The organism is Synechococcus sp. CBW1004 (genome assembly GCF_015840715.1).
In the GTDB taxonomy this organism is placed as follows: Bacteria; Cyanobacteriota; Cyanobacteriia; order PCC-6307; family Cyanobiaceae; genus Cyanobium.
In genome coordinates, this window is record NZ_CP060397.1 from 2463780 (window position 1) to 2483985 (window position 20206).

Consider the following 20206-nt stretch of genomic DNA (forward strand, 5'->3'; position numbering starts at 1 on the left):
GCTTGCGGCCACCACTGATCCTGCTGGTCGGCTCCTCGCTCGGCAGCGGTCTGCTCTTCGCGGCCCTGCCGAGCGAGGGCATGGCCAGTGCGGTGCGGCTGCTCGCTCTGCTGCCGCTGCAGCTGGCCGCCCTGCTCTGGGTGCTGCCGCGGATGCGCTGAGCGGGGTTTCCGCGTCGTCGGAACTCGACAGCAAGCAGGGCGGTCACAACGGCCGCACCCCTCCCTGCAGGCTCGATGCCTCCAGCCAGCGCTGGATCGGCTCCGGCAGGGGGCAGCGCTGACGATCGGCCGCCCGGATCGCCAGATGGCGGGTGAGCGCCTCAGCCACCGGTTCATCACCGCAACAGAAGCGATAGCGCAGTTCAAAGCAACCGGGATCGAGCCGCAGGGGCTCCAGCTGGATCGCCAGCGGATCGCCGCACATCAGGGGCCTGCGGTAATCGGCCTGACAGTGCACGATCGGCAGGGCCACCTCGGGCGCATGGGCCGGCCCGGGAAAGATGGAGGCGGCTGGCAATCCGAATCGCTCAAGACTCTCCTCATAGGCTTCATGGCACCAGCGCAGCAGCTGCGTGAAATGCATCACGCCGGCGGCATCGGTGTCGCCGAAACGCACGGTGCGGCAGAGCAGCAGCCAGTCGGAAGGATTCATCACACGTTCCGGGCGACGACATGCCGCGAGGGAGGAGCCTAACGACCGCGAAGACAGCGGCCAACTGCCGCCTTCCCCGCACCCTCATGCGGCAGATCTACTTCTGCATGGAGAAGATGCAGGCTCTCGGGCCTGGGGCGGTTTCACTGACGGCCGGCGGCGCTGATCGGGAGCCAGCGCTCATGGAAAGACGGCGAACGCCGGCACGCCGAAGCCGAACTGCAGCACCAGACGCACCGACCAGTAGCCGAGAAGGGCGAGACCAGACAGCACGACGACCCTGGCGCGCAACCGGAACGGCAGAAGGCGACGGCGACGGATCGCCAACACCGACCAGACCAGGAGAACGGCCGCGAGCAGCGGCCCGAAGGCATGCAGACGCATGGAGTGATCCAGCTGCCCCGTCAGCGCTGCAGCCGTGGCCCTGGTCAGGAAGCAGGTGGGACAGGGAATCCCGGTGAGCGCACGCAGGGGACAGGGCCAACCCGGCAGGGCGGGCCGACAGCCCTTCACCGCCAGGGCCAGGGTCAACCCTGCCGGTAGCCAGGGGGTCCAGCGGGCGACCTGGGAGCGGATGGCGCAGCCGGCCGGCGAGGAGTCGCGTCGCATCGTCGAGCTGGTCTCGGGAAGGGATGGCCGGAGAACGGTCCGGATCACCGACGAGCACCAGTGTGTCCACCGACCGTGCTGTGCTGCAGCACCGGCATGGCGGGCAGGAGGGACTTCCGCTGCCGCTGCTCGGGAGGCCACTCATCACCTCCGGGACAGACGCTGTCCCCGACTGATCCCTGGCCTGCAAGCACTCCGATCCCGAGACTGGCGGCAGCCCCGGCTGCTGCCATGTCACTGATCGCCATCGTCACCACCCTGCCCACCAGGGATCAGGCCCTCGCTCTGGCACGCACCCTGGTGGAGCAACAGCTCGTCGCCTGCGCCCAGCTCAGCGCGATCGAGAGCCTTTATCTCTGGGATGGCCAGCTGCAGCAGGAGCCGGAGGTGCGGCTCACGCTCAAGGCACCGGAGAGCCAATATCCGGCGATCGAAGCGATGATCCTCGAGCAGCATCCCTATGACCTGCCGGCGATCCATGCGCTGCGGCTGGACAGAGTGCATGCACCCTATGCCGAATGGATCAGCGCCCTCGAGGACCACCCATCAGCAGGGCAGAACGAGCCCCGGTGTTGAGACCGCCAGATGCCCACCAGACCTCAGCCTCAGCCGCGAGGCTTGATCAGCTGCAGCACCTGGGGACCGACTCCACCAGCCCGACGCTCACAGTCGAGAGCCTTGAGAATCAACTGGGCGGAATCGGCCACATCGCCGGCTTCAGCCGCACGCGAGGCCTGGTCGAACAGCTGGGAGGCCTGATCCAGCAGCTGGTGCCGCGGGATTGACTCCACGACGGGCAATGGCGGCCGGCGGCCTGGAATCGGCACGGAAGGCCGCACGGGAGCACTGGTGGCAGTCATGCGTCAGGAGGGTTGACCCTGGGCGAAAGGAGCACAGAAACAGAACAACAGCGGCAGGCACACAACCCTGAATCCAGCTCTGACAGTTCTGTCGACGGGACCATCAAGGGGCAGGCCCCGAGCGGACGGACAGGAATGGAACAAAAGCAGTGCCCGACAAGACAGAAGGATCAGACAGATCAATCCGCTTGACGGTTCAGCTTCTGACTGCAGCAACGACTGGAGCCGTGGGTCGGTGAAGAGGCATGCCGCTTACTTGTAGAAGCATACTCAACATTGCGCGGCAACCATGAACTGCTGTGCACGATTGCCGCCATGGACGATGGAAACTCCGGACGCGTCTGCGACCCGCCACCCTCAAGGCCGTTTCAGGTGCCTGGTTCCTCGCGATTCCCACCGAGGGCCTCGATCTGTTCACGCAACAGGCGGGAGCGTTGCTGATCGCCGCGGGTGAGCGCCACCGCGAGGGCGAACTCAAGCTTCTCCAGCTGGTGCTCACCCTCCACCTGCGCTCCTGTCTGGAGATGGCAGCGTGGGTTGGGAGCGGGCGCCCGGGAGGCAGCGGCCTGAGAGGAGGACCCGGCATGGGTCACGGAGGGCTGTTCGGAATGCAGGCGATGCGGGAAAGCCATGGCTGACTTTCTTTCCATTCTGGCGCGGATGACAAGACATGAGTCCTGCTTCCGTAGCCAGGAGAACATCTGGGGAGACCACATCCGCACTGTTGCAGGAGGGCCGTCCGCAGCGCTGAGGGTGGAGCGCCCCGGTGGGCCCGCTCTGCAGTGAAGCTGGACCGGTCCCTCCGGTATCTGCCGCTGACCGTCAGGCGGCATGCGCAGACGTCAGATCGTCCTCGTCCGCATCGGGCTCCTCAGAGGCTTCAGCACTCGCATCGTCCCCAAGAAGGGCCTGGTTGCTGCTCTCGGCACCGATCCGGCATGCCGCACCGAGATCCTCTTCAACGGCGTCCCGGAACGCGGGAACCTCGCGGGGAGCGGAGGGCTGCTCGGCGAGCAGCTGGCGGCAATCCTGCAGCAGGCGTTCGATGTTCGCTTCGATCGGCGCCAGGCCAGCGGATTCCGCCTCCTCAGCCTGACGGGGCTGCTCACGCAGGAGCCGCAACTGACCCTCCAGTGACTCCAACCGCTGCTCCATGGTCACCAGGCGCTGTGACAGGGCATGGACGGTTTCGGCCAGATCCTGGGTATGGCGGCTGATCCGGAACGACACCGAGGAGCTGGACATCGGAGGGCACAACAGGTGTCCGCATGACAACACAACGGGGGCAGGGGCTCAAGCCTCGGGCGTGGCAGCGACACTGCAACCATGGAGACATCCGTTCCAGTACGCATGGACAGCGCTGGCGCGTGAACCCATGACCTTCCCCTGGAACCTGCCGCTCTATGGCCTGGCCGGTCTCGCCGGCGGCCTGCTGGCCCTGCGCAGCGGCATTCCCGCCGCCCCGCTTGCCGGCGCGCTGCTGGCAGCGGGCCTGGTGAGCATGAGCGGTCGCCTGCCACAGGCCCAGTGGCCGGTCGGAACCAGGACGGTCCTGGAGATCGGAATCGGCACGGTGATCGGCACCGCTCTCACCGGTTCGGCCCTGGCGGAGCTGCGTCAGCTGTGGCGGCCCGCGTTGCTGATCACCCTCACCCTGGTGCTCACCGGAGTGGTGGTGGGTCTCTGGTGCAGCCGGCTGCTCGGCATCGATCCGGTGGTGGCACTCCTCGGGGCGGCCCCGGGTGGCATCAGCGGCATGAGCCTGGTGGGAGCCGAGTTCGGCGTGGGGGCGGCGGTGGCCGTCCTGCATGCGGTGCGGCTGATCACCGTCCTGGTACTGCTGCCGCTGGTGGTGCGGCTGGTGGTCCCGGGCGGCACTTCGCCTCCTGGCTGAAGCCTGCCGGCAGATCCACGGTCGGCAGCAAGGCGCCGAGGGATCGCGACCGATCGCAGGGCAGGCGACACATCGGCACCTCCGGGATGCCGCAGCAGCCAGCCGGGCTGGACAGTCCCTCCCCCATCGATACCTTGGGGGGCCATTTCCCCCTTTGCCCCGCGCTGCCACCCATGGCCCTCCGCCTGAGCCGCTCGCTGCCCCTTCTCGCCGCGGCCCTGACCGCAGCCATCGGCATGGGGGGGCAGGTGCCGGCCGCGGCGCAGACCGCTCCGGAAACCCCAGGCAGCAAGGGGGCCCAGGTGTACTGCTTCATGCGCTCCAACGGAAACAACCACGAGGTCAGCTGGACGGCGGCCTATGCCCTGATCAAGCGGCAGAGCGCCGGCATGTTCCGGACCTCCCCCGAACACGCGGCGGTGATGATCACCGAGGCGGTCGTGCAGAACCCCACCGCCTTCCCCGACTGCGGCCGCTATCTGGGCGATCTCTACAATCGCCGTGTCCAGGGCAGTGCCGGTGTCGATGGCTCCATGCCCCCGACGGGCTCCCCCGCTCCGGCCGGTGCCGGTGCCATGACCCGCGGTGAACGATTCGGCAATTGATTCCTGCTTCCGGGCCCAGCGCTCGGGTCAACGGCTTTTCTCCCTGATCGCCGTCCTCGGAACCCTGTTGCTGGGGGCCTGCGCGGAAGAACCCCTGCCCCAGCGCAGCGTCAGCGTGGATGACTGCCTGACGAACGTCGAGCTCGATCAGCTCGGCGAGGCGATCCAACGCTGCGACAAAGTGGTGGCGGCGTTCCCCACCCAACCGCAGCCCCTGAACGAGCGCTTTCTGCTGCACTGGCTGAACGGGGACGAAAAGGCTGCCTGCCGCGACATCCGCCAGGCCGACACCCTGGCCCGACGTCTGCCTCCCAGCCGGCTCGATCCCCAGCTGCGCCGGGATCTTGACCTGCGGCTGGCCAGCTGCAGTGCCCCCCCGGGCCCGAAGGCCCAGGGCCCCGCCGCGGCACCGCCAACCAAATCGGCGCAGCGCTGACAAGGCTCCCGGACGGCGGCACCGTTCCTGCAACGGTGCACGGGCCCGCTTCACCAGCGCTCCAGCATCTGACGCACCCGCTGCGGCAGAGCCTGGCGGTCAAAGGACGGATCGCCACGCTGCAGCACCCGCGAGATGCGATCCGCCTTGTCCTCAATCAAGGCATCGACCAGCTGATCGGCGCCTCCGAGCTGCAGCCAGTGGCAGGTCAGCGGCCCCTCCATGCCAATGCGATGGCAGCGGTCCTCCGCCTGCTCGGCATCACCGGGGGTCCAGGGACGTTCGATCAGCAGTACATGGCGGGCGCGATGCAGGGTGTATCCCAGTCCCGCAGTGCCATAGGTGGCGATCAGCAGCGGCATCGCCCCGGCCTGAAAGCGGTCCACAAGAGCCTGACGACGGCCGGCAGGCACGGCACCCGTGAGCAACAGGGCCTTGGCATCGCCACCGAAGTGCGCCTGCAGACGCCGGGCGGTGGCCACGAAGGCGGTGAACACCACCACCGACTCCCCCTGCGTCAACAGGGAAGCGACCAGCGCCGCCGCGGCCGGCAGCTTGTGGTCAGAGGCGATCTGGCGCAGGGCGGTGAACAGGGCCAGCACCTCGGCGTCGCGGCGCACCTCCCCGCGGCGCACCCGACGGCGGTAGTCCTCCAGCCGCTCCTGCAGGCGGTGCTCGAAGCCGCGGGCCTGCGCCGCCTCCAGTTGCACCGGATGCAGACGGCGGAGCTTCGGAGGCAGGTCAAGGCAGCGGTCCTTGGAGCGATGCAGCAGCAGAGGTCGCAGCAGCCGCTGCAGTTCCTCCAGGCGTTCCGCCCCCTGGCAGCTCCACACCCGCCGGCCTCCCTGCTCCCGCCAGTGACCCTGGCAGTAGCGCTCCTCAAAGGCCCGCTGATCGACGGCGAGGGGATGGCCGATGGCTGCCAGCAGGGGGAAGAGCTGGGCGGGGCGGCCATTCTTCATCGGCGTACCCGTGAGCAGCCAGATGGCCCGCAAGCGGGGATGACGAGCCAGGCGCAGGAAGGCCTGGGTGCGCGCGGCATGGATCGTCTGGGCGAAATGGGCTTCATCGACGATCAGCACGCAACCGGCCTCCGGGAGCTCGGAGGGGATGCGGGCCCAGCTGCAGAGCTCCGCCACCAGAGCCAGGGAAGCGGCCTCGGCGCGCCAGTGGCGATGCAGGCCGGCCGGCGCGAGAACCACCAGGCGACAATCGGCCGCGCGCACCATCGCCCGGGCCGCCGCCAGGGCGGTGAGGGTCTTGCCCAGGCCCATCGGATCGGCGAGCACGGCACCGCGGCGGGCCAGCAACCAGCGGGCTGCCGCCCGCTGATGGGCGAACAGGCGGCGTCCATCGGGCAAGGGATGCTCCAGTTCGGCCGCCTCCACCAACTGGCGATGCGGTGGCAGGGGTGGCAGGGGCTGCCGCAGCCAGCGCAGCCAGCGTTCCAGTTCCGGGGTGGCGGGGAAGCGTCCGCGCAGCTGTCGCTCCAGGCCGGCGGCCGCTTCGAGCGGGAACTCCCAGCAGCGCCGACGTGGCAGCCAGCGACCGCGGGGTCGCAGCGCCCGCAGCTGGGCCCAGGTGACGGCATCGAAGGGACAGACCACCTCGATCAGGCCGGAGGGCCCGAGACGCATCTGCACCAGGGATCCGGCCAAGGGCGCGCAAGTGCAACGCTCGACACATTGACACCCCTGCGGCTGGGGGCACACTGCCGCCAACCGCACACTGCCCATGCAGGCCAGGGATGGTGTCTTCCTCGAGGATCTCTGTCCCAAGGTGCGGGCCAGGCAATGGAGGCGTGAGCTGCACCAGCTCACTGGCCACCGCTGTCTCTACTGCGGTGCCGCCTCCGAATCGATCGATCACGTGTTCCCCCGCAGCCGCGGCGGCGCAAGCGAAGACGACAACTGCGTGCCGGCCTGCCTCGACTGCAACGGCGCCAAGGGAGACAGCGAAGCGTTCAGCTGGTATCGCAGTCAGAGCTTTTACGACCCGCGCAGAGCCATGGCCCTGCGTGCCTGGGTGGAGGGGGACCGCACCCTGGCCCAGCGGTTGCTGAGCTGGGCATCACCACCGCCACCGGCAACGACCGGCGAACCGGCGGCAGGCCGGCGGCGGCGCGCCGGCGGGGGAGCTCACCAGACACGGCAGGCCGCCGCTCCGTTGTGGCGATGGCAGATGGCCTCCTGATGCTGGGGCTGCTCGGGAGCGACCAACACAGCCATCAGGCACAGCACCGCCGCCAGCAGCAGGGGTGAGGCCGGAGACGCGCCCAGGGACTGACCTTCACCCCGGCAGGGTTCGGCCGCAGGCAAGCCATGACAGGAGAGGGAACGGCGCGGGCGACGGGCCGGCCCGGCATGCGGCGCAGCAAGCCGAGTAGAGAAGGTTGAGCCAGCGCCATGGAGAGGGAGGAACGCGAAAGCCATGCAGGAGAAAGGGGATGGTGCACAGGGGCCCGCTGCAGCGACGAGCATCCAGCGGAGCAGTGATACAGGTGTACTCATGGCAGCCAGCGGTGTCAACCCCGCTCTGCCGGCCTCCGTGCTGGTGCTGGGGGGTGGCTACAGCGGCCGACGCTTCGCCGACACCCTCCGTCGTCAGGGATGCTCCGTTTCCCTGACGACGCGCCGCGAGCCGCAGGAAGCCGAACGGCCCGGCAACGACGGCTGCCGCTGGCTGCGCTTCGACCCGGAGGCGGGGGTCGTACCGACAGCGGCCGATCTGGCCGGCATCGAGGCGGTGCTCGTGACCATCCCCCCCGACGCACAGGGAGGGGATCCGGTGCTGCAGCACCTGGGCACCACCCTGCAGGCCCTGGCGCCCCGCTGGGTGGGCTACCTCTCGACCACCGGCGTGTACGGCGACAGCGGCGGCGACTGGGTGGATGAGGACAGCCCCACCCGACCGGGCCTGCCGCGCAGTCGCGCCCGGCTGGCCTGCGAGCAGGCCTGGCGCCAGCTGGACCTTCCCCTGCAGATCTTCCGCCTGCCGGCGATCTACGGCCCTGGCCGATCACCGCTGGAACAGCTGCGCAACGGCACGGCGCGACTGATCCATAAACCCGGCCAGGTGTTCTCGCGGGTGCATGTGGACGACATCGCCGGAGCGCTGCTGCACTGCCTGGCGCTGCCGGCCGAACGGCGACCGGAGACCCTGATCCTGGCGGACACCTGTCCCTGCCCCTCCAGCGAGATGCTCGGCTTCGCGGCCCACCTGCTCGATTGCAAGCTGCCGCCGCTGCAGCCTTATGCACGGATCGAGGCCGAACTCAGCCCAATGGCTCGCAGCTTCTGGAGCGAAAACCGTCGGGCCAGCAGCCGCCGCCTGCGCCAGGAGGTGGGCTACCGGCTTCGCTTCCCCACCTATCGCGAAGGGCTTTCCGCGCTCACTGCCCGTCGAACTTGAACTGCCGCACCGGCTCCGGCTCGGCCATGAAGGGCATGTTGATGTCGCGGAAGAAGCGATCCCAGTGCACCTCCACCCAGCTGTTGCGGAAGGCCAGCCCGATGATCAGCAGCATGGATCCGAGCAACAGCAACCGCAGCATCCGTCCGCATCCCGAAGTGATCCCCCCATCGAAACCCAGCGACCGCCCGATTGCCATCTCTCTGGGTGATCCTGCCGGGATCGGCGCCGAGGTGACCCTGGCGGCCCTGGCCCACGAACCCCGCTCGTCGCCGGTGGTGCTGGTGGGTTGCCGCCGCTGGCTGGAGGACACCTACCTGCGCCTCAGGCCCCTGCGACCCCTGCGGGATCCGGCCGACTGCGCCATCGTCGATGTGCCCCTGAGCCGCCCGGTCGAAGCGGGGCGCAGCGGGGCCCATGAGGGCGACGCGAGCTTTCAGTGGCTGACGGCCGCCGCCGAACTGGTGGACCAGGGCCGGTGCCAGGCCCTGGTCACCGCCCCGATCGCCAAGGCCAGCTGGCATGCCGCCGGCCACCGCTATCCCGGCCAGACCGAGCGACTGGCAGAGCTGGCAGGGGTGGAAAACGCCTCGATGCTGTTCACCGCCCGGGCTCCCGGCGGACCATGGCGGCTGAACACCCTGCTGGCCACGACCCACATCCCCCTGGCGGCGGTGCCGCAGCAGCTGAGCCCCCAGCTGCTGCGGCGTCAGCTCGATGCCCTGCTGGCGTTCTGTCAACGCTTCAGCCAGCAGCCACGACTGGTGGTGGCCGGTCTGAATCCCCACGCCGGGGAAGGCGGAACCCTGGGGCGGGAGGAGGTGGACTGGCTTGGCCCCTGCCTGGAGCTGTGGCGCAGCGAACACCCGGAGGTGAACGTGGAGGGCCCCATGCCTCCCGATACCTGCTGGCTGGAAGCAGCGGCAGCCTGGCGAGGAGCGGGGGCGGGCGCGGACGGCTACCTGGCGCTGTACCACGACCAGGGGTTGATCCCAGTGAAGCTGCTGGCCTTCGATGCCGCCGTCAACACGACGCTGGGCCTGCCCTTCCTGCGCACCTCCCCTGACCACGGCACGGCCTTCGCGATCGCAGGCCAGGGCCTGGCCCGGGAGCAGAGCATGGCGGCGGCGCTGGACACCGCACGCCAGCTGGGATGAAGGCAGGCAGCCGGCCCTCCGGGGATCCGTTCAGCTGCGGGAACGGAGGCGTGCGACAGGGAGACCATGCCACCCAGGGGAGTGCTCACGCCGGCGGGAGTCCGGAACCGGCAGGCCGGTCGGTGCCGGGCGGCTCAGGAGGGCTTGATCCGCATCAGCACCTGACCGAACTCCACGGGCGTCCCGTTCTCGACGAGGATCTCAACGATCTCACCGCCGATCTCAGCCTCGAGTTCGTTCATCAACTTCATCGCCTCCAGAATGCAGACCGGCTGACCGGGGGCGACACGGGAGCCCACCTCCACGAAGGGGGCTTCTCCAGGAGCAGGTGCGCGATAGAAGGTGCCGACCATCGGCGCGGTGATCGGCTGCAGATCACTTCGGGCCGATGCCGCCGGAGGAGGCGGCGCCGAGGGGGCTGGCACAGGAGGCGCCGGTGCAGCTGCCACGGCCGGAACCGAGGTTGGCTGAGGGGCCTGCACGACAGCCAGCGGCGGAGCGCTGGCAGGGAGATTGCGACGCACCTCCAGACGGAAGTCATCCCCCTCGAGGCGCAGTTCCTGAATGTCGCTTTCCCCCAGAAGGGCCAGCAGCTGACGGAGCTGGTCGTGATCGAGCTGCATGGCGTTCAGGACTCCCTGCCGAGATAGGAATCGGTGCGGGTGTCGATCTTGATCTTCTCGCCGATCGAGATGAACAGAGGCACCATCACCTGGGCCCCCGTCTCGACGATGGCGGGTTTGGTGCCGCCGGTGGCCGTGTCGCCCTTAACGCCCGGATCGGTCTGGGTGACCTCGAGGATCACGGAGTTGGGCAGCTCCACCTCAAGGGGCTTGCCGTTCCAGGAGACGACGTTGACCTCCATGCCTTCCTTGAGGTACTTGCGCTGATCACCGATCTGCTTGGCGGTGAGGCGGGTCTCCTCATAGGAGGCCATGTCCATGAAGACGAAATCATCGCCCTCCATGTAGGTGTGCTGGAGGGTGGCCTTCTCCAACAGAGCCTGCGGCACGGTCTCACCGGCACGGAAGGTCTTTTCGACGACGTTGCCGCTCTGAACCGCCTTGAGCTTGGTGCGCACAAAGGCCGAGCCCTTGCCGGGCTTGACGTGCAGAAACTCGACGACCCGCCAGACCTGGCCATCGAGTTCGATGGTGGTCCCGGTACGAAAATCGTTACTGGAGATCATTCCGGCGGTTCGGATCCGGGCGATTGTACGGCCGGCTACCGCACCCACCCGGCGGCGGAGCCCCCGGAAGCGACCAAAGTCCGGTTCAGCTGTGCCAGAGTCCGGCCATGCGCAGACAGAGCATGGACGGCTTTCGCGACCGCCAGGCCGAGGTGAGCGACATTCCGTTTCCGCAAGCACTGGTGGTCTGGCTGACGGCCCGGCTGAAGCAGCTTCTTGCCCTGACAATCGGAGGGAGCGCAAACGGCGCCGAGGCCGATCGGCAGCTCAGGCCCGGTTCCGGCGGCCGCAACCAACCTCCTCAGGCCATCGCGCCGGCGGCCTGGGATGGTGGCGGCATCCCAGGGCGGGGCAGGACGGGCTGGCTGATGGGCGGCCTGGCCGTGCTGCTGAGCACCACCCTCCTGCTGACAGGGGCCATGCCCGCAGGGGCCGCCCTGCCCCAGGGAAACGCGGTCAAGGACCCCGAGGCCATCCTGCGCAACGCTCTGCCCATCCAGGCAGCACAGCTTCAGGGCCTGCAGCGGCTTCTGGAGGCCACCAGCGACGATCTGCGCGCCAAGCGCTGGAAGCCGCTGAGTACGCTGGTGGGCCGCTGTCAGTCCCAGCTCTCCGCACAGCACGACACCATTCTCCAATCCTTCAATGAGAAGGATCTGCCCAGGGCCACGGCACTGCTGGACGATCTGCGTTCCCAGCTGCAGGAGGTGGCCGCCGCCGCCGAGGCACGCGACCGCGACGGCTTCCTGGCCGCGCGCCGCACCGCCCTCTCCAGCATCGGCGCCGCCGAAGCCCTGCTGGTGGGCGACTTCCCCTTCGCCATTCCTTCCGAATTCGACGCCCTGCCCCGTCTTCTGGGCCGGGCCACCCTGACGATCAACACCACCCAGGGCGAGCTCACCGCGGTGGTCGATGGCTACAACGCCCCGCTGACGGCCGGTGCTTTCGTGGATCTGGCCCAGCGCAAGTTCTACGACGACCTGCCCTTCACCCGGGCCGAAGACTTCTACGTGCTGCAGAGCGGCGATCCCAAGGGTGACGCCATGGGATACGTCGATCCGAAGACCGGCCAGGAACGGCATGTGCCCCTGGAGATCCGCATCGTCGGCGATCCCGCGCCTCTCTACAACGAAACCTTCGAGGACGTGGGTCGCTACAAGGCCGAGCCGGTGCTGCCCTTCGCCACCTACGGCACCCTGGGCTGGGCCCACTCCGATGAAGCTCTCGACGACGGTTCGTCGCAGTTCTTCTTTTTCCTCTACGAGCCCGAGCTCACCCCCGCCGGCCTCAACCTCGTCGATGGCCGCAACGCCGCCTTCGGCTATGTGGTCGACGGCTTTGATGTGCTGGAGGAACTGGGGGTCGACGATCGCATCCTCTCGGTGCGGGTGGTCGAGGGCGCCGAGAATCTGAAGGCCCAGGGCTGAGTTGCCGCCGGGCTCAAGCGAAAACCTGGTGCAAGCCTCCAGCCATGCATCGGCCTGGAATGCCGGCCCTCTCCTCCGGCTGTCCTCGACGCCAAGGAGTCAATCCTGGCTGCAGCAGACGTTGAAGCACTGGCCTATTCCCGACCGATTGCCCCGGATTCCTCGAATGCTGGCGGGAGCCTGACGCTGTGAGCACTGCGGAACACCATCCCGACGGACCGAGTGGCTGCCCCCCCAGCGCCCCCCGCTGCGGACAGGACACGGGCTGGCCCGGCGAGGCTGGCAGAGAGCCGGTGGAGCGCGCCCCGCAACCACAGCCACCGCAGAAGCAGCAGCCGACCCTGGCCGATCTGGGCGAGTGGGAACTGATCCGGCGCCTGGGAGCCTTCGCGCCACCGGGACAGTTCAGCGATGACGCCGCCCTGCTGGCCGAAGCGGTCGCAGGCCAGGGAAGCCTGGTGGTCAACACCGATGTGCTGGTGGAAGGACTCCACTTCAGCGACCCCACCACCGGGCCAGTGGATGTGGGCTGGCGGGCGGCGGCGGCCAACCTCTCCGATCTGGCGGCGATGGGCTGCACGGAGGTGGTGGGCCTCACCGTGGGCCTGGTGGCGCCGGCCGACACCCTCTGGAGCTGGGTGGAGGGGGTGTACGACGGGCTGGCGGCGGCCCTGGGCTGCTATGGCGGTGAGCTGCTGGGGGGAGACTGCAGTGGCGGCGCCCAGCGGATGCTGGCGGTCACGGCGATCGGGCGGCTGCCGGCCCCACCAGCCACGGTATGGACGCTGCAGGCCGAGGAGGTCGCACGGACCAACACCGGATCCAGGCCCTGGGGGGTGATCCGCCGCAGCGACGGACGGCCCGGCGATGCCCTGATCTGCACGGGCCCCCATGGCCTGAGCCGGCTGGGGCTGGCACTGCTGCAGGGTCAGCTCCCAAGAGAGGAGCAGCTGCCGGATCCAGGCCTGCGGGAGCGGGCGATCGCGGCACACCGGCGCCCGGTGCCCCGCTTCGATGCGGTGCGGGCCCTAATCGGCTGCCGTCCCGACGGCATCGCCTGGCGGGTGGGCGGTTGCGACAGCAGCGACGGCCTGGCCGCGGCAGTGGGTGCGATCGCGGCTGCCAGCGGCTGTACGGCTGTCCTGAACCGGACATCGCTGCCCATGGATCCCGCCATGACGGCTCTCCCCCGGGCCCAGGACTGGTGCCTGAACGGTGGCGAGGACTTCGAGCTGGTGCTGGCCCTGGAGCCGGGCTGGGCCGAGACATTCCTGGCAGCGTCACCAGGCAGCAGGCAGATCGGCGCCCTGGTGGCGGGATCCGCCGGCTCGCTCGGCTGGAGCGATGGAGGAGCCTGGCCAGGGGACGGGGAGGCGGCCGGCGCGGGTTACCAGCACTTCCGCTGAACAATCACCCCCACAGCAACGGGAGGAGGGTCGGCTGAGGCAACAGCGCCGTCGCCGTAGGACGGCAACACGGGCCGCAGGTTCGGGACTGCGGAAGCGGTGGCGACTGGCGACAGGTGTGCGGTACGGTCTGGCCTCAGGGCCGTTGGATCCCTGTGGACGACCTCCCGTGCATGAGCCCGCTTCCAGTTCCCGGATCCCACCCGCTGCGATCCTGAGGTGGTTGGCAGATCCCGAGGCTGCGGCACCAGCCCCACCCGAAGCCTGGACAGCCCTGCTGAGCCGCTGCCACACCTTCAGGCTCCTGCCCCAGGCGGCGCTGCGCCTGGCTGACGAGCCCAAGCCGATCCCCCCTCTCCTGACCTCGCAGCTCAGCCGCTGCCGGGTGGCGTCATTCAGCCGCAGCGCGGCCGTTCTGCGGGGAGGCCTCCGGGCCCTGGACGTGCTCTCAACGGCGGCGATACCAGCCGCCGGCTTCAAGGGGATCGCCGCGATCGCCTGGTTGCAGCACGGACGTGCCGAGCGCACAATGGCCGACATCGACCTCCTGGTCGAAGCCAGGGACGCAGAAGCGGCAGGATTGGCACTCACGGCAGCAGGCTTCACCACCAAGGTGCAGGGAGTGTCGGCTGCCAGTCTGCGCACCTTTACAAGCACGTCTCCGGGCAGCGCCGGCAACGAATCGCTCACCCTGCGTGACGACGCAGGAGCCGAGATCGATCTGCACTGGAAAGTGGGTCGGATGGAACTGGACCAAGTCATCGGTGCCGCCAGGCCCGCTCGCCTGCTCAACAGGGAGGTGCCAATCGTTCGCCCCGCCCATGCGCTGCTCTTCTCCGCCCTGCATGCGCTTCGCAACGACTTCCTGCCCGAGGTGGTGCTACGCGATCTGCTGGATGCCGCGGGCTGGTTCAGCCTGCTGGCAGAAGATCCGCAGGAACAGCAGATCGTCCGACGGACAGCCGCATTCACGGGGTTGGAAGCGCCGCTGGCAGCCATGGCCTGCATCCTGAACGATCTCGAAGTGCAGGGAAGCCAATGGCTGGCTCCGGCGTGGTCGGCGCGTGCGCTGGCCGATCTCTTCCACACCCAGAGCGACGGGCTGATGCTCAACCGGGATCTGACCTACCTCTTCAGCCTGCGCCCTCTGCTTCAGATCCTGGGCGGGCTAAGCAGCCACGGGCCTGCCTACCTGGCCGCGATGCGAGCTACCGAAGCGGCCTATGGCCAAACCAGCCTACCCTTGCGCACGCGACTGAGGAAGCTGCTGGGCGCAGCCTCGCGAACCTCATTGCGACAGTGGTCCTTGCTGAGAGCCCTGGCGACGGCCAAGGATCAACTGAACTGAGACCCATCTGACGCAGCGACCTCCATGGCAGGCAGGTCAATCCCACGCCAGTTGAATGGCCGAACTTAGGCAGGACACTGAAGCTGAACCAGCAAGGTTTCCTGATAAGATTTACGCACAACAAACATGACTGGCCAGGCAAGGCGCCAACGAGGGGCGGGGCCGGCTTGCCAGCACCATTGGCACCACTTCTGCCTCTCAACTCCTTCCCCCGAACCCATGCAGTCATGACAGGAGACACACCCTGAACCTGAAAGCAGACTGATGAATGAACCCTTGATTGATCTGAACATCGCCCGCGAACTCGACTCACCCTCTGTGATCGCTGATGAAGTAGGGGGAGAGACCCTGGTGATCAACCTGAACACCGGCTCGTATTTCGTCATCCCACCCGCCAGTCTCGGCGTCTGGAATGCGCTCTCCTCCGGGATTGCGGCCGTTGCTCTGCTGGATGGCGACGACGATCCGCGCACTGAGGTTCTGCGCTCCTATGTGGGCCAACTGCTCGAGGCCGGCCTGTTGCGGGGGGCGCCGGAAGATCGCAGCGGCTCGACGGCGCCCCTTGCATGGCAGCCCGCAGACCTTGGGATCGAGCAGCACACCGACATGGCAGATCTGCTGGGACTGGACCCCATCCACGATGCCGATGCCAATGTCGGCTGGCCGATGCAAAAGCCGGAGTGAGTGATCCTCTCGCCGTCTGGATCCGCACCGTTCACGCCAGCCTCTCCCCAGGCAGCCAGGTCTGCCTGGGAGCGCACTGGGGCCCCGTGCGGATGGAACACCACACCACACGTCCAGACTGGTACGGCGCGATCGACAAGGCCTGGGCCGCACCCGCTGTGGATGACGAAGGCAGCACGACCGCCCCGATCCACATCAAGGTGATTTCAGCTGCCTTCGATGACCTTCCCGCTGCGATCAGCCCTCCCCCGCTGCGGCGCCGCGATCTCGGACCGCGGGGCGAGGCCGCGATCCCACCCGGCTCGACCACCCGGCTTACCTGGGAAGAGGCGGCGGGACAGGTGATGGCCTGGGATCCCCAGAGCGGCTGCGCCCTGCTCCTGCGTTCCACGCCGCCCAATGGCTATGACCTGGTCAGCCCGATGCGCTGGCTGGTCCACTGGGGGATCGCCGCGGCAGGAGGAATACTGATGCATGCCGCCTCCGTCGGCAGGCCGTCAGAGGGCTCGGTGCGTGGGGCACTCCTGATCGGTGAAGCCGGCTACGGGAAATCGACAACCACCCTGGCCTGCCTGTCGCGGGGCTGGCTGACCTGCGGCGATGATGCCGTGGCGGTGATGCGGGAGGGGGAAAGCTGGGTCGCCCGTGCCATCTACGCTGCCGTCAAGACAAAACTGGTCGGTTCGACCCCGCCGCCGCCGGATCTGCCCAGCACCGGCCTCAACACTGTGACCTGGGACATTGCCGGCACGAAGCGCGTTCACCTGCTCACCAGCACCGATGGCCAGACGCTGTGTGAACGGATGGAGATCGATGCGCTGATCCTGCTCGATCCAGCCGCCGACCCCGAGGCCGATCGGCAGGCCGCAACCGCGGCCGAGGCCCGGACCCGGGCGACACCCTCCACCCTGATACCCCTTCCCTACGAACGGGAGACGACAATGCAGCGGATCGGCCGTATTGCTTCCGAGGTGCCGGCATCACGGCTACCCCGCCGTTCCAGCCTTGCGCAAACCTTCCAGGACGTGACCGGGATCCTGAACGATTCGACGAGACAGTGATGATTTCCGTCATCCTGCCTCTTTACAACGGCGAGCGTTTCATCCAGGGGGCGATTGGCAGCATCCTCGATCAGAGCGTCGGCGAATTCCAGATCATCGCGGTCGATGACGGGGGCACAGAGCCCACACTGGCTCGCGTCGAGGCAATGGAAGGGCAGATCAAGGCAGGCGGACACCGCCTGGAGGTCGTCGTGCTGAAAGGCAACCGCGGTATCGCCGCGGCCCGCAACGCGGGGGCAGCGATCGCCGAAGGCACCTATTTGGCCTGGCTTGATCAGGACGATCTCTGGCCATCAGATCGCACAGCAACACTGCTGCAGGCCCTGGAGGAGAGCGGCGCCACGGTCGCGCGCGGAAGGATGCGGTTCGTCGATCTCGCCCCTGACTCGCTCAGGCCCTGGGTGCGAGACACCTGGTTCAGCGGCAATCACACCGGCTATGTGCTCGGGGCACTGCTGTGTCGTCGCGAGGTGCTGGAAAGGGTCGGCCCCTTGCAGACGGCCTTTGCTGGGGGGTTTGATGATGTGGATTGGTTCATGCGACTACGCCATGATCAGGTGCCTCTGGTGGACGTGGATGCCGTCACTGTGGTGCGCCAGATTCACACCAGCAATCAATCGGGCCGGGCCAGCCAGAGCGAATTGCTGGCGGTGGTCCGCGCTCACCTGCAGCGCAGTCGCAATCCGTCATGAGCAGCGTCATCCATATCGGACAGCCGAAGGCCGCCAGCAGTTCTCTGCAGCGAGCACTCTGGAATCGTCGCGAACAACTTGCCGCTGCCGGCATCTTCTATCCAGTTACCCCGACCCGCAATCACAATTGCATTGTCGCCGACTTTCTGCTGACTTTAGGGGTACAGACTGGCGAGCGATTCCATCAGGGACTTCGCCAGATCGCCCTCGAAGGCTCATGGGATCACCTTGTTCGCCAGGCGCATGAGCTTCCTCATCTGATCGTATCGTCAGAGTTCCTCAGCACGCTCCCACCGACCTGGATCGAGCCTTTCATCGGCGAGCTCAGGATCCAGGATCCAACCATTCTTCTCTGCGTGCGACGGGCCAGCGACTCGTTGCCATCAAGCTATTCACAACAGGCGAAGACCATGGCCACAATCCGCTTCGAGCCGTGGGTACGAGCCCAGCTTGGAATCGGAAACAGGCAAGGCGTATTCCCGCTGGATGTTGCATGCATATGCAAGAACTGGTCACGGGTCGGCATGGTAAAGATCCTTCCATTTCAGCCCGATTTGATTAATGAGTTTGAAGCAGAGTTGATCCGCATTCTCGCCATCAACGTATCTCAACCGTTCCTTGGGCACCACAACGCGAGCCCAAGTGCCGCCATGGTGGAAGCCTGGCAGAGGCTCCTGCGGGCGAGAAGGGTGAGTGATCCAGGCGTGCTGAAGCGGGTGCCCGATCTTGGATCCGGACGTTTTGCCCTCCAGCCGGATGTGGCAAGAGCCCTCGACGCCGCCTACCCGACACGCGGCACGGCGGACCCTGCGGCAAGGCTGGAGCTCGACGCCATGGTTCTGCGACCCGAACCCCTGACTAGCACCGGTCTGAGCGAGCAGGAGTGGACAGAAGCAGTAAGCGCATGCAGCGCCGCCTTGGAGGCTCATCTCCGATGAGGGTTCTGATGCTCGACGGGGCTCTCCCCGCACGTGAGTCTTCGGCAGGCGAGCGGGCCACCTTCGATCTGATCGATGCCCTGCACAACCTCGGGCACAAGGTGAGCTTCTCGGCCCTGGGGATCAATGGCAAGGAGACCGAGAGATTGCCCGACCTGGTGGCGAGTGGCGTGGAGCTGCTGCCCGGTCATGGAGGAGGCCTGGCTCACCTGCACGAGGTCCTCCGCGAACCGTGGGATGCGGTGATCGTTCAGCGTCCGGGCCCTGCCCTCCTGGCAGCTGAGACACTGACAACGACCGGAGCGATCAGCCTGCACTGGGGTCACGACATTCACACCTGGAGGCTGGAAGCGCAGCAGCGGCTCTGTGGCAGCGTGCCAGGGCACAAGCTGAAGGTGACAGCACTCAGCGAGCGGCGCTGCTGGCAGTTCTACGATCTATCCGTCTATCCGACCAGACGCGAAGCCGATTACATCAACAGCGTCGGTGGCCGTGGCGCTGCCGTTCCTTACTACCGCCTGAACTCGGAGGATCTGATCACACCGGACATGCACACTTCACGGCGCGGATGTCTGATGGTGGGCGCTTCCTTTCATGCACCCAATCGGGATGCTCTCGGCTTTGCCGTAGCCGATATCCTGCCGCTGCTCGGTCGGGAGGCTCGGATCACGGTGGTGGGCGAGTGGCCACTGGAGCACCGCGCTGGACTGGATGGGAAGGGAGTGCGGTTTGCCGGACGGGTGAGCGAAGAGGAGCTGCGACGGCTGCACGGCGAGCACCTGTGTCTGTTGGCACCGCTGCGTTTCGGCGCCGGCACCCGCCGCAAGCTGGTGGCCGCGATGGGCCTGGGTCTGCCCGTCGTGACCAGCGCGGAAGGACTGCGGGGCCTCCTCGTGCGTGATGGCTTCGAAGAAGACGGCGTCCTCATCGCAGCCAGTGCCAAGCAGTTCGCGGATCGAGTGGTTGAGCTCACGACAAGCCATTCACTTTGGGAGGCCTGCTCTATCAGGGCCCAGGCTGCGGTTGCCGCTGTCTATTCCGCACCCAGTTTTGATAACGCTGTGGCAGAGGCTCTGAAACGCGCCGGGGAGCTTCACAATGGCCACTGATTCAACCACCCAATCCCCACTTGCAGTCACGCAGCCATGCATCGATGTGGTAATCACCAACCACAACTACAACCGCTTCGTGCCGGGTGCTGTGGAATCGGCCCTGAAACAACACAACGTCCAGACCAGGATCGTCATAGTCGATGACGGCAGCGACGAACCCCTGAGAGGTTTTGAGTCTGAGGAGCGCGTTCAGATCATCCGGCGCGAGGCCGCTGGAGGCGTAGGAGTGGCATTGAACCTCGGTCTTGATGCCGGATCCGCTCCCCTGGTGACCTTTCTGGATGCGGACGATCTCTGGCCGCTGGACCGCTGCAGGCAGCTCCACGACGCGATTTCCGGAGCCGATCTCGCCTATGGCGCCCAGGTGGTGTTCGCAGATGGTGATCAACCCGATCTCGATCCCAGCCCGGAACAGCGGGCCGCGATGCGGGCCACCCCCGCCGCCCTTCTGAGCGGCACCGTCCTGCTGCGCAGGACCCTTTTCGACCGCTATGGACCATTCCCCGAACAGATGTCGAAGGCTCCCTTCATCTTCTGGATGGCCGCCGCCCGCGCTGCTGTGCCAGCGATCCGCGAGGTGGCGCTGGACCGGCCCGTGCTGCTGCGTCGCTCCCATACCTCAAACATGACCCGGAACAACAGTCAGTTGGCCGACTACTTCCAGGTTCTGGCCCAACGCCGCCGTGAAAACGGCGGCCATTAAGCGCATGAGCCTCCGCTGCG

At 67.3% G+C, this 20206-nt stretch carries 26 protein-coding genes; 17 read left to right on the forward strand and 9 right to left on the reverse strand.

Annotated features, from left to right (window positions below):
- Nucleotides 1-2: 2 nt before the first annotated feature.
- Nucleotides 3-161 (forward strand): hypothetical protein, encoded by a 159-nt coding sequence (locus tag H8F25_RS11750; protein ID WP_231596802.1) that lies wholly within the window; start codon nt 3-5, stop codon nt 159-161.
- Nucleotides 162-204: 43 nt separating this feature from the next.
- On the opposite strand, the gene H8F25_RS11755 is transcribed toward H8F25_RS11750, so the two are convergent.
- A complete protein-coding gene (locus tag H8F25_RS11755) occupies nt 205-654 on the reverse strand; it encodes a thioesterase family protein (RefSeq protein ID WP_197210572.1) in 450 nt (149 codons plus the stop codon).
- A 180-nt stretch (nt 655-834) separates the two neighbouring features.
- Nucleotides 835-1263 carry a DUF2752 domain-containing protein gene (locus H8F25_RS11760; RefSeq protein ID WP_197210573.1) on the reverse strand — a complete coding sequence of 143 codons (429 nt, stop codon included), beginning with the start codon at nt 1261-1263 and terminating at the stop codon, nt 835-837.
- A 231-nt stretch (nt 1264-1494) separates the two neighbouring features.
- Between H8F25_RS11760 and cutA the strand changes: the two genes are divergently transcribed.
- Nucleotides 1495-1839 carry a divalent-cation tolerance protein CutA gene (gene cutA / locus H8F25_RS11765; RefSeq protein WP_197210574.1) on the forward strand — a complete coding sequence of 115 codons (345 nt, stop codon included), beginning with the start codon at nt 1495-1497 and terminating at the stop codon, nt 1837-1839.
- Between the two features lie 29 nt (nt 1840-1868).
- Here the strand turns inward: cutA and H8F25_RS11770 are convergent, their stop codons facing one another.
- The 3 genes from H8F25_RS11770 to H8F25_RS11780 form a co-directional block, all read right to left on the reverse strand.
- Nucleotides 1869-2123: a hypothetical protein gene (locus H8F25_RS11770; RefSeq protein ID WP_197214062.1), complete on the reverse strand. Its 255-nt coding sequence runs from the start codon at nt 2121-2123 to the stop codon at nt 1869-1871.
- A gap of 368 nt (nt 2124-2491) precedes the next feature.
- The gene (locus tag H8F25_RS11775) at nt 2492-2755 is read right to left on the reverse strand and encodes a hypothetical protein (protein ID WP_197214063.1); all 264 of its coding nucleotides are present in this window, start codon (nt 2753-2755) and stop codon (nt 2492-2494) included.
- Between the two features lie 190 nt (nt 2756-2945).
- Nucleotides 2946-3368: a hypothetical protein gene (locus H8F25_RS11780; protein WP_197210575.1), complete on the reverse strand. Its 423-nt coding sequence runs from the start codon at nt 3366-3368 to the stop codon at nt 2946-2948.
- Between the two features lie 130 nt (nt 3369-3498).
- Here H8F25_RS11780 and H8F25_RS11785 point away from each other — a divergent pair, with 130 nt between their 5' ends.
- The 3 genes from H8F25_RS11785 to H8F25_RS11795 all read left to right on the forward strand — a co-directional run bounded on the left by H8F25_RS11785 (nt 3499) and on the right by H8F25_RS11795 (nt 5058).
- Nucleotides 3499-4017: an AbrB family transcriptional regulator gene (locus H8F25_RS11785; RefSeq protein WP_197210576.1), complete on the forward strand. Its 519-nt coding sequence runs from the start codon at nt 3499-3501 to the stop codon at nt 4015-4017.
- A 173-nt stretch (nt 4018-4190) separates the two neighbouring features.
- A complete protein-coding gene (locus tag H8F25_RS17780) occupies nt 4191-4622 on the forward strand; it encodes a DUF6554 family protein (protein WP_370525732.1) in 432 nt (143 codons plus the stop codon).
- Nucleotides 4603-5058, forward strand: a complete 456-nt coding sequence (locus H8F25_RS11795; RefSeq protein ID WP_197210577.1) for a hypothetical protein — start codon at nt 4603-4605, stop codon at nt 5056-5058. Before H8F25_RS17780 ends, H8F25_RS11795 begins: the two co-directional genes overlap by 20 nt.
- A gap of 50 nt (nt 5059-5108) precedes the next feature.
- Here the strand turns inward: H8F25_RS11795 and H8F25_RS11800 are convergent, their stop codons facing one another.
- On the reverse strand, nt 5109-6695 hold the full coding sequence (locus tag H8F25_RS11800) for a DEAD/DEAH box helicase (RefSeq protein WP_197210578.1): 1587 nt from the start codon (nt 6693-6695) through the stop codon (nt 5109-5111).
- A gap of 97 nt (nt 6696-6792) precedes the next feature.
- Here H8F25_RS11800 and H8F25_RS11805 point away from each other — a divergent pair, with 97 nt between their 5' ends.
- On the forward strand, nt 6793-7251 hold the full coding sequence (locus tag H8F25_RS11805) for an HNH endonuclease (RefSeq protein WP_197210579.1): 459 nt from the start codon (nt 6793-6795) through the stop codon (nt 7249-7251).
- A gap of 315 nt (nt 7252-7566) precedes the next feature.
- Nucleotides 7567-8469: an SDR family oxidoreductase gene (locus tag H8F25_RS11810; RefSeq protein WP_197210580.1), complete on the forward strand. Its 903-nt coding sequence runs from the start codon at nt 7567-7569 to the stop codon at nt 8467-8469.
- Here the strand turns inward: H8F25_RS11810 and H8F25_RS17990 are convergent.
- Nucleotides 8450-8584, reverse strand: a complete 135-nt coding sequence (locus H8F25_RS17990; RefSeq protein WP_255518279.1) for a hypothetical protein — start codon at nt 8582-8584, stop codon at nt 8450-8452. The two genes, H8F25_RS11810 and H8F25_RS17990, sit on opposite strands and share 20 nt — an antisense overlap.
- On the opposite strand from H8F25_RS17990, the gene pdxA reads away from it, so the two are divergent.
- Nucleotides 8583-9626: a 4-hydroxythreonine-4-phosphate dehydrogenase PdxA gene (gene pdxA, locus H8F25_RS11815; RefSeq protein ID WP_231596803.1), complete on the forward strand. Its 1044-nt coding sequence runs from the start codon at nt 8583-8585 to the stop codon at nt 9624-9626. The two genes, H8F25_RS17990 and pdxA, sit on opposite strands and share 2 nt — an antisense overlap.
- 134 nt (nt 9627-9760) lie before the next feature.
- On the opposite strand, the gene accB is transcribed toward pdxA, so the two are convergent.
- Nucleotides 9761-10249 (reverse strand): acetyl-CoA carboxylase biotin carboxyl carrier protein, encoded by a 489-nt coding sequence (gene accB / locus H8F25_RS11820; RefSeq protein WP_197210582.1) that lies wholly within the window; start codon nt 10247-10249, stop codon nt 9761-9763.
- A gap of 5 nt (nt 10250-10254) precedes the next feature.
- Nucleotides 10255-10815: an elongation factor P gene (gene efp / locus H8F25_RS11825; protein ID WP_197210583.1), complete on the reverse strand. Its 561-nt coding sequence runs from the start codon at nt 10813-10815 to the stop codon at nt 10255-10257.
- Nucleotides 10816-11183: 368 nt separating this feature from the next.
- On the opposite strand from efp, the gene H8F25_RS11830 reads away from it, so the two are divergent.
- The 9 genes from H8F25_RS11830 to H8F25_RS11870 all read left to right on the forward strand — a co-directional run bounded on the left by H8F25_RS11830 (nt 11184) and on the right by H8F25_RS11870 (nt 20186).
- Nucleotides 11184-12242 carry a peptidylprolyl isomerase gene (locus H8F25_RS11830; protein ID WP_197213783.1) on the forward strand — a complete coding sequence of 353 codons (1059 nt, stop codon included), beginning with the start codon at nt 11184-11186 and terminating at the stop codon, nt 12240-12242.
- Nucleotides 12243-12535: 293 nt separating this feature from the next.
- A complete protein-coding gene (locus tag H8F25_RS11835) occupies nt 12536-13648 on the forward strand; it encodes a thiamine-monophosphate kinase (protein WP_197210584.1) in 1113 nt (370 codons plus the stop codon).
- Nucleotides 13587-14996, forward strand: coding sequence for a nucleotidyltransferase family protein (locus H8F25_RS11840; RefSeq protein ID WP_231596804.1), 1410 nt, complete (start codon nt 13587-13589; stop codon nt 14994-14996). Before H8F25_RS11835 ends, H8F25_RS11840 begins: the two co-directional genes overlap by 62 nt.
- A gap of 264 nt (nt 14997-15260) precedes the next feature.
- Nucleotides 15261-15680: a hypothetical protein gene (locus H8F25_RS11845; protein WP_231596805.1), complete on the forward strand. Its 420-nt coding sequence runs from the start codon at nt 15261-15263 to the stop codon at nt 15678-15680.
- Entirely contained in the window at nt 15677-16741 is a 1065-nt protein-coding gene (locus H8F25_RS11850; protein WP_197210587.1) for a hypothetical protein, read from the forward strand. The genes H8F25_RS11845 and H8F25_RS11850 overlap by 4 nt, the downstream gene beginning before the upstream one ends.
- Nucleotides 16741-17433, forward strand: a complete 693-nt coding sequence (locus H8F25_RS11855; protein WP_197210588.1) for a glycosyltransferase family A protein — start codon at nt 16741-16743, stop codon at nt 17431-17433. The genes H8F25_RS11850 and H8F25_RS11855 overlap by 1 nt, the downstream gene beginning before the upstream one ends.
- The gene (locus H8F25_RS11860) at nt 17430-18371 is read left to right on the forward strand and encodes a hypothetical protein (RefSeq protein ID WP_197210589.1); all 942 of its coding nucleotides are present in this window, start codon (nt 17430-17432) and stop codon (nt 18369-18371) included. The genes H8F25_RS11855 and H8F25_RS11860 overlap by 4 nt, the downstream gene beginning before the upstream one ends.
- The gene (locus H8F25_RS11865) at nt 18368-19480 is read left to right on the forward strand and encodes a glycosyltransferase (protein ID WP_197210590.1); all 1113 of its coding nucleotides are present in this window, start codon (nt 18368-18370) and stop codon (nt 19478-19480) included. The genes H8F25_RS11860 and H8F25_RS11865 overlap by 4 nt, the downstream gene beginning before the upstream one ends.
- A complete protein-coding gene (locus tag H8F25_RS11870; RefSeq protein WP_197210591.1) occupies nt 19470-20186 on the forward strand; it encodes a glycosyltransferase family 2 protein in 717 nt (238 codons plus the stop codon). Before H8F25_RS11865 ends, H8F25_RS11870 begins: the two co-directional genes overlap by 11 nt.
- The last annotated feature ends 20 nt before the right edge of the window (nt 20187-20206 follow it).

What these genes read in the sequence shown, in the direction of transcription:
- H8F25_RS11755 (WP_197210572.1), bottom strand. Translation starts at nt 654, where the DNA reads ATGAATCCTTCCGACTGGCTGCTGCTCTGCCGCACCGTGCGTTTCGGC.
- H8F25_RS11760 (WP_197210573.1), bottom strand. Translation starts at nt 1,263, where the DNA reads ATGCGACGCGACTCCTCGCCGGCCGGCTGCGCCATCCGCTCCCAGGTC.
- cutA (WP_197210574.1), top strand. Translation starts at nt 1,495, where the DNA reads ATGTCACTGATCGCCATCGTCACCACCCTGCCCACCAGGGATCAGGCC.
- H8F25_RS11770 (WP_197214062.1), bottom strand. Translation starts at nt 2,123, where the DNA reads ATGACTGCCACCAGTGCTCCCGTGCGGCCTTCCGTGCCGATTCCAGGC.
- H8F25_RS11775 (WP_197214063.1), bottom strand. Translation starts at nt 2,755, where the DNA reads ATGGCTTTCCCGCATCGCCTGCATTCCGAACAGCCCTCCGTGACCCAT.
- H8F25_RS11780 (WP_197210575.1), bottom strand. Translation starts at nt 3,368, where the DNA reads ATGTCCAGCTCCTCGGTGTCGTTCCGGATCAGCCGCCATACCCAGGAT.
- H8F25_RS11785 (WP_197210576.1), top strand. Translation starts at nt 3,499, where the DNA reads ATGACCTTCCCCTGGAACCTGCCGCTCTATGGCCTGGCCGGTCTCGCC.
- H8F25_RS17780 (WP_370525732.1), top strand. Translation starts at nt 4,191, where the DNA reads ATGGCCCTCCGCCTGAGCCGCTCGCTGCCCCTTCTCGCCGCGGCCCTG.
- H8F25_RS11800 (WP_197210578.1), bottom strand. Translation starts at nt 6,695, where the DNA reads ATGCGTCTCGGGCCCTCCGGCCTGATCGAGGTGGTCTGTCCCTTCGAT.
- H8F25_RS11805 (WP_197210579.1), top strand. Translation starts at nt 6,793, where the DNA reads ATGCAGGCCAGGGATGGTGTCTTCCTCGAGGATCTCTGTCCCAAGGTG.
- H8F25_RS11810 (WP_197210580.1), top strand. Translation starts at nt 7,567, where the DNA reads ATGGCAGCCAGCGGTGTCAACCCCGCTCTGCCGGCCTCCGTGCTGGTG.
- pdxA (WP_231596803.1), top strand. Translation starts at nt 8,583, where the DNA reads ATGGATCCGAGCAACAGCAACCGCAGCATCCGTCCGCATCCCGAAGTG.
- H8F25_RS17990 (WP_255518279.1), bottom strand. Translation starts at nt 8,584, where the DNA reads ATGCTGCTGATCATCGGGCTGGCCTTCCGCAACAGCTGGGTGGAGGTG.
- accB (WP_197210582.1), bottom strand. Translation starts at nt 10,249, where the DNA reads ATGCAGCTCGATCACGACCAGCTCCGTCAGCTGCTGGCCCTTCTGGGG.
- efp (WP_197210583.1), bottom strand. Translation starts at nt 10,815, where the DNA reads ATGATCTCCAGTAACGATTTTCGTACCGGGACCACCATCGAACTCGAT.
- H8F25_RS11830 (WP_197213783.1), top strand. Translation starts at nt 11,184, where the DNA reads ATGGGCGGCCTGGCCGTGCTGCTGAGCACCACCCTCCTGCTGACAGGG.
- H8F25_RS11840 (WP_231596804.1), top strand. Translation starts at nt 13,587, where the DNA reads ATGGAGGAGCCTGGCCAGGGGACGGGGAGGCGGCCGGCGCGGGTTACC.
- H8F25_RS11845 (WP_231596805.1), top strand. Translation starts at nt 15,261, where the DNA reads ATGAATGAACCCTTGATTGATCTGAACATCGCCCGCGAACTCGACTCA.
- H8F25_RS11855 (WP_197210588.1), top strand. Translation starts at nt 16,741, where the DNA reads ATGATTTCCGTCATCCTGCCTCTTTACAACGGCGAGCGTTTCATCCAG.
- H8F25_RS11860 (WP_197210589.1), top strand. Translation starts at nt 17,430, where the DNA reads ATGAGCAGCGTCATCCATATCGGACAGCCGAAGGCCGCCAGCAGTTCT.
- H8F25_RS11865 (WP_197210590.1), top strand. Translation starts at nt 18,368, where the DNA reads ATGAGGGTTCTGATGCTCGACGGGGCTCTCCCCGCACGTGAGTCTTCG.
- H8F25_RS11870 (WP_197210591.1), top strand. Translation starts at nt 19,470, where the DNA reads ATGGCCACTGATTCAACCACCCAATCCCCACTTGCAGTCACGCAGCCA.